This is a genomic window from Streptomyces sp. NPDC028331 (genome assembly GCF_055565775.1).
The window spans coordinates 1-6,098 of the sequence record NZ_JBVHTR010000052.1; the positions used below are offsets into that span (position 1 = coordinate 1).

Below are 6,098 nucleotides of genomic sequence, written 5' to 3' on the forward strand. Positions count from 1 at the left end.
CGGTTCTGGATGGGGCATGGGGTGCGGATCTTCCGGGTGGACAATCCGCACACCAAGCCGGTGGTGTTCTGGGAGCGGGTGATCGGGGAGGTCAATGCCTCGGATCCGGATGTGATCTTCCTGGCGGAGGCGTTCACGCGGCCGGCGATGATGCACACGCTGGCGAAGATCGGGTTCCAGCAGTCGTACACGTATTTCACGTGGCGGAATTCGAAGCAGGAGCTGACGGAGTATCTGAGCGAGTTGTCGGGGGAGGCGGCGGCGTACATGCGGCCGAATTTCTTCGTGAACACTCCCGACATCCTGCACGCGTATCTGCAGCACGGGGGCCGGCCGGCGTTCGAGGTGCGGGCGGTGCTGGCCGCCACCCTGTCGCCGACGTGGGGCGTGTACTCGGGTTACGAACTGTGCGAGAACGTGCCGCTGCGGGAAGGCAGCGAGGAGTACCTGGACTCCGAGAAGTACCAGCTCAGGCCGAGGGACTGGGAAGCGGCCGAACGCGAGGGACGCAGCATCGCGCCCCTGATCACCAGGCTCAACGAGATCCGCCGGAACAGCCCGGCGCTGCGGCAGTTGCGCAATCTGCACTTCCACCACGCCGACAAGGAACCGGTGATCGTCTACTCCAAGCATTCGGGTTCGAACACGGTTCTGGTGGTCGCGAACCTCGACCCTCACCACACCCAGGAGGCGACGGTCTCGTTGGACATGCCGCGACTCGGGCTCGAGTGGCACGAGACCGTCCCGGTGCGCGACGAGCTCACCGGTGTCATCTACCACTGGGGCAGGGCCAACTATGTACGTCTCACGCCGGGCGATAGCCCCGCGCACGTGCTGACCGTCCTGCGACCGTCCTCACCGCAGATCGGAGGGTCACCCACACGATGATCGTCAACGAGCCGGTTCCGGACACGTTCGAGGACACTCCCGCCGCGGAGCGCGACCCGTCGTGGTTCAAGCGTGCCGTCTTCTACGAGGTCCTGGTCAGGTCCTTCCAGGACAGCAACGGCGACGGCGTGGGCGACCTGAAGGGGCTGACCGCGAAGCTGGACTATCTGCAGTGGCTGGGCGTCGACTGCCTGTGGCTGCCGCCCTTCTTCAAGTCCCCGCTCCGGGACGGCGGTTACGACGTGTCCGACTACACGGCGGTCCTGCCGGAGTTCGGGGACCTGGCGGACTTCGTGGAGTTCGTCGACGCCGCCCACCAGCGCGGCATGCGCGTGATCATCGACTTCGTGATGAACCACACCAGCGACCAGCACCCGTGGTTCCAGGAGTCCCGCGCCAACCCCGACGGCCCCTACGGGGACTACTACGTCTGGGCCGACGACGACAAGCAGTTCCAGGACGCCCGGATCATCTTCGTCGACACCGAGGCCTCCAACTGGACCTTCGACCCGGTGCGCAAGCAGTACTACTGGCACCGGTTCTTCTCCCACCAGCCGGACCTCAACTACGAGAACCCGGCCGTCCAGGAGGAAATCCTGGCGGCTCTCCGCTTCTGGCTGGACCTCGGCATCGACGGGTTCCGCCTCGACGCCGTCCCCTACCTGTACGCCGAGGAGGGAACGAACTGCGAGAACCTTCCGGCGACGCACGAGTTCCTGAAGCGGGTGCGTAAGGAGATCGACGCGCAGTACCCGGACAAGGTGCTGCTGGCGGAGGCGAACCAGTGGCCGGAGGACGTGGTCGACTACTTCGGCGACTACGCGTCCGGCGGCGACGAGTGCCACATGGCCTTCCACTTCCCGGTCATGCCGCGCATCTTCATGGCGGTCCGCCGTGAGTCCCGCTACCCGGTCTCGGAGATCCTGGCCAAGACCCCCGCGATCCCCTCGGGCTGCCAGTGGGGCATCTTCCTGCGCAACCACGACGAGCTGACCCTGGAGATGGTCACCGACGAGGAGCGCGACTACATGTGGGCGGAGTACGCCAAGGACCCCCGCATGCGCGCCAACATCGGCATCCGCCGCCGGCTGGCCCCGCTGCTGGACAACGACCGCAACCAGATCGAGCTGTTCACCGCGCTGCTGCTGTCGCTGCCGGGCAGCCCGATCCTGTACTACGGCGACGAGATCGGCATGGGCGACAACATCTGGCTCGGGGACCGCGACGCGGTGCGTACCCCGATGCAGTGGACCCCGGACCGCAACGCCGGGTTCTCCTCCTGCGACCCGGGCCGCCTGTTCCTGCCCACGATCATGGACCCGGTCTACGGCTACCAGGTCACCAACGTGGAGGCGTCGATGTCGTCGCCGTCCTCGCTGCTGCACTGGACCCGCCGGATGATCGAGATCCGCAAGCAGAACCCCGCCTTCGGCCTGGGCTCCTACACCGAGCTTCCCTCCTCCAACCCGGCGGTCCTGGCGTTCCTGCGCGAGTACGGGGACGACCTGGTGATGTGCGTGCACAACTTCTCCCGGTTCGCCCAGCCGACCGAGCTGGACCTGCGCCGGTTCGCGGGCCGGCACCCGGTGGAACTGATCGGCGGGGTCCGCTTCCCGGCCATCGGTGAACTGCCCTACCTGCTCACCCTCGCAGGCCACGGCTTCTACTGGTTCCGCCTCCGCAAGGACGCCGCCTAGTCGGCCGGTCGGGGCGGTTTCCACCGCCCCGACCGGGGCACGCAGGCAAGTACCCCTCCGTCCGCCCCCGGGGAAAGGACGCACGCCATGCCGGAAGCCGCCACCCGTCCCGCCGCGACCCACCCCGGCCTGCTCGCCTCCCTCGATCCGCTGCTGCGGGAGTGGGTGCCGCGGCAGCGCTGGTTCGCGGGCAAGGGGCGGCCGGTCACCGGGTTCTCCCTGGTGGCGGCCACCGACCTGCTGCCACCGGACGGCGCGCTGGGCCTGGTCCACCTGCTCGTGCGGGCACACCAGCCGGACACCCCGACGCCGGGCGGCGTGCCCCGCCCCGGGGACTGCTACCAGTTGCTGCTGGGCGTCCGCGAGGCGCTGCCACCGCATCTCGCACCGGCGCTCATCGGACATCTCGAGGACGGCCCGCTGGCCGGGCGGACCGTGTACGAGGCGCTGTACGACCCGCGGGCGGCCGGTGTGCTCCTGGAGGCGATCCGCAGCCGCGCCCACATCGGCCGGCTGCGCTTCGAGGGCGACACGCACCAGGAGATACGGGAGGGACTCGTCCCTCGGCCGGTCACCTCCGAGCAGTCGAACTCCTCGATCGTCTACGGAGATACGTTCATCCTCAAACTCCTGCGCCGGGTCCTGCCCGGCGTCAACCCCGACCTGGAACTCCCGCTGGCACTGGCGCGCGAGGGCTGCCCCCGGGTGCCCGCCCCGGCCGGCTGGCTGCTCGCCGACGTGGACGACCTGGAGGACCCGTACGTCCTGGCCGTGCTGCAGCCGTATGTGCGGGGCGCGACGGACGGCTGGGAGCTGGCACTGCGCGAACTGGCCAAGGGCGAGGGTTTCACCGCCCAGGCGCGGGCGCTCGGGCGGGCGACGGCCGAGGTGCACACGGCGCTGGCCCGCGCCCTGCCCACGGTCACGCTCGGGCACGCGCAGACAGAGCTGCTGGTCGGCGGCATGACCGAGCGGCTGGAGGCGGCGGCCCAGGCGGTGCCCGCGCTGCGGCCGTACGCGCCGCGGCTGCGCTCCGCGTTCGAGGCGCTGGGCGACCTCGCCGCGGAGGGCCGGGTGTGGACCGCCCAGCGGGTGCACGGCGATCTGCACCTGGGGCAGTGCCTGCGCTCGCCGTCCGGTTCCTGGTCGTTGATCGACTTCGAGGGCGAGCCCTCGAAGTCGCTGGCCGAGCGCCGGATGCCGCAGCCCGTCGCGCGGGACATCGCCGGTATGCTGCGCTCCTTCGACTATGCGGCGTACTCGGCCGTCCCGGCGGACCCGGAGTGGGCCACGGAGTGCCGGGCCGCCTACTGCTCCGGGTACGCGGAGGTCGCCGGGCGCGATCCGCGCACCGAACCCGTCCTGCTGCGCGCGTACGAGACGGACAAGGCCGTCTACGAAGTCGTGTACGAGGCCCGCCACCGGCCCGACTGGCTCCCGGTGCCGATGGCGGCGATACGCCGCCTGTCCGCCGGCCCCACACCATGACCCATCATCGCCTGCCGAGGAGGCCCCGTCCGTGACTCCCCGTCCTCCGTCCGACGACAGCACGAAGAAGAGCGCCGAGGGCCCCGGGCCGACGACCGGTGCGCAGAAGGCGACAGCGGCTGCCTCCGAGCCGCCGACGGCCGGGAAGAAGAAGGCGGTGGCGAAGAAGGCGGCGACCGGCGCGAAGAAGACCACGGCGAAGAAGGCGGTCGCCAAGAAGGCGGCCGCGAAGGCGACGGGGACCGCCGCGGCCGCCGTCGGGAGCACCGCCGCGCAGCAGGCACCGGCGGCCGGTGAGGCCCCGGCCAGGAAGGCACCCGCCAAGAAGGCACCCGCCGAGAAGACGGCGGGCAAGAAGACGGCGGCCAAAAAGGTCGCCGCGAAGAAGACCGCGGCGAAGACGACCGCGGCCGAGGTGGTCGCAGCCGAAACGGCCGTCGACGAGGCGGTGGCGGACAAGGCCGTCTCCGACAGGGCGGTGGCGGCGCCGGAGGCACCCGCCGTGGTGGCGCCGGCCGAGAAGGCCCCCGCGAAGAAGGCACCCGCCGAGAAAACAGCGACGAAGAAGACGGCGGCCAAGAAGACGGCGGCGAAGACAACCGCAGCCAAGAAGGTGGCCGCGAAGACGACCGCTGCCAAGACGACCGCCGTGAAGAAGGTGGCAGCGAAAAAGGTGGCCGCGGAGAAGGCCGCCGCGGCGGACCCCCCGGTCGTGGCCGTGTCGCCCGCTCTCGGGGCCGGGGACCGGGAGCGGCTGCTGGCCGGCACCCACCACGACCCGCACTCCGTGCTCGGCGCCCACCCCGTGCCCGGCGGTGTCGCCCTGCGGGCCTTCAGGCCGTACGCGCTGTCCGTGACCGTCGTCGCCGGGGACGTGCGGACCGAGCTGCACGACGACGGGGACGGCTTCTTCTCCGGGCTGCTCCCGCTGGCGGACGTGCCGGCGTACCGGCTGTTGGTCGAGTACGAGGGCACGGTCCAGGACACCGAGGACGCCTACGGCTTCCTGCCCACGCTGGGCGACCTGGACCTGCACCTGATCGGCGAGGGGCGCCACGAGGAGCTCTGGAAGGCACTCGGCGCCCACCCCATGACCCACCAGGGCGTGGCCGGCACCCGCTTCTCGGTGTGGGCGCCGAACGCGCGGGGCGTGCGCGTGGCCGGCAGCTTCAACTTCTGGGACGGCACCGGCTTCCCGATGCGTTCGCTCGGCTCCAGCGGGGTGTGGGAGCTGTTCGTGCCCGGCATCGGCGAGGGCGAGCTGTACAAGTTCGAGATCACCCGCCCCGACGGCTCGAAGACACTGCGCGCCGACCCGCTGGCCCGCCGCACGGAGGCCCCGCCGAACACGTCCTCGATCGTGTGCGCCTCGCACCACACCTGGGGGGACGGGGAGTGGATGGCCCGGCGGGGTGAGCGGCCGGTGCACGAGGCGCCGTTCTCGGTGTACGAGGTGCATCTGCCGTCCTGGCGGCCGGGGCTGTCGTACCGGCAACTGGCCGAACAACTCCCCGCCTACGTCAAGGACCTCGGTTTCACCCATGTCGAGTTGATGCCGATCGCCGAGCATCCCTTCGGCGGGTCCTGGGGTTATCAGGTCACCGGTTTCTATGCGCCGACCGCCCGCCTGGGCACCCCCGACGACTTCAAGTACCTCGTCGACGCGCTGCACCGGGCCGGCATCGGTGTCCTGATGGACTGGGTTCCGGCCCACTTCCCGCGCGACGACTGGGCGCTGGCCGAGTTCGACGGACGCCCCCTGTACGAGCACCAGGACCCGCTGCGCGCCGCGCACCCCGACTGGGGGACGCTGGAGTTCGACTACGGGCGGCGCGAGGTGCGCAACTTCCTGGTCGCCAACGCGGTGTACTGGTGCGAGGAGTTCCACATCGACGGGCTGCGCGTGGACGCGGTCGCCTCGATGCTGTACCTGGACTACTCCCGCGAACCGGGCCAGTGGACGCCGAACGAGCACGGCGGCCGGGAGAACCTGGACGCGGTGGCGTTCCTGCAGGAGATGAACGC

Annotated in this window: 4 protein-coding genes; all 4 read left to right on the forward strand. The window is 70.4% G+C overall.

Features of this window, described 5'->3' with window-relative positions; all coding sequences use genetic code 11:
- The coding region (locus tag ACZ4SW_RS36975) for an alpha-amylase family protein (protein ID WP_468253476.1) at positions 1–888 on the forward strand (888 nt) is incomplete at its 5' end.
- The gene (gene treS, locus ACZ4SW_RS36980; RefSeq protein ID WP_468253477.1) at positions 885–2,585 is read left to right on the forward strand and encodes a maltose alpha-D-glucosyltransferase; all 1,701 of its coding nucleotides are present in this window, start codon (positions 885–887) and stop codon (positions 2,583–2,585) included. The genes ACZ4SW_RS36975 and treS, both read left to right, overlap by 4 nt.
- Positions 2,586–2,672: 87 nt before the next feature.
- Positions 2,673–4,073, forward strand: a complete 1,401-nt coding sequence (locus ACZ4SW_RS36985; RefSeq protein ID WP_468253478.1) for a maltokinase N-terminal cap-like domain-containing protein — start codon at positions 2,673–2,675, stop codon at positions 4,071–4,073.
- 31 nt (positions 4,074–4,104) lie between these two features.
- The coding region (glgB, locus tag ACZ4SW_RS36990) for a 1,4-alpha-glucan branching enzyme (RefSeq protein WP_468253479.1) at positions 4,105–6,098 on the forward strand (1,994 nt) is incomplete at its 3' end.

Bases quoted from the DNA above. Each gene is read 5' to 3' on its own strand.
- treS (WP_468253477.1), top strand. From the start codon at position 885: ATGATCGTCAACGAGCCGGTTCCGGACACGTTCGAGGACACTCCCGCC.
- ACZ4SW_RS36985 (WP_468253478.1), top strand. From the start codon at position 2,673: ATGCCGGAAGCCGCCACCCGTCCCGCCGCGACCCACCCCGGCCTGCTC.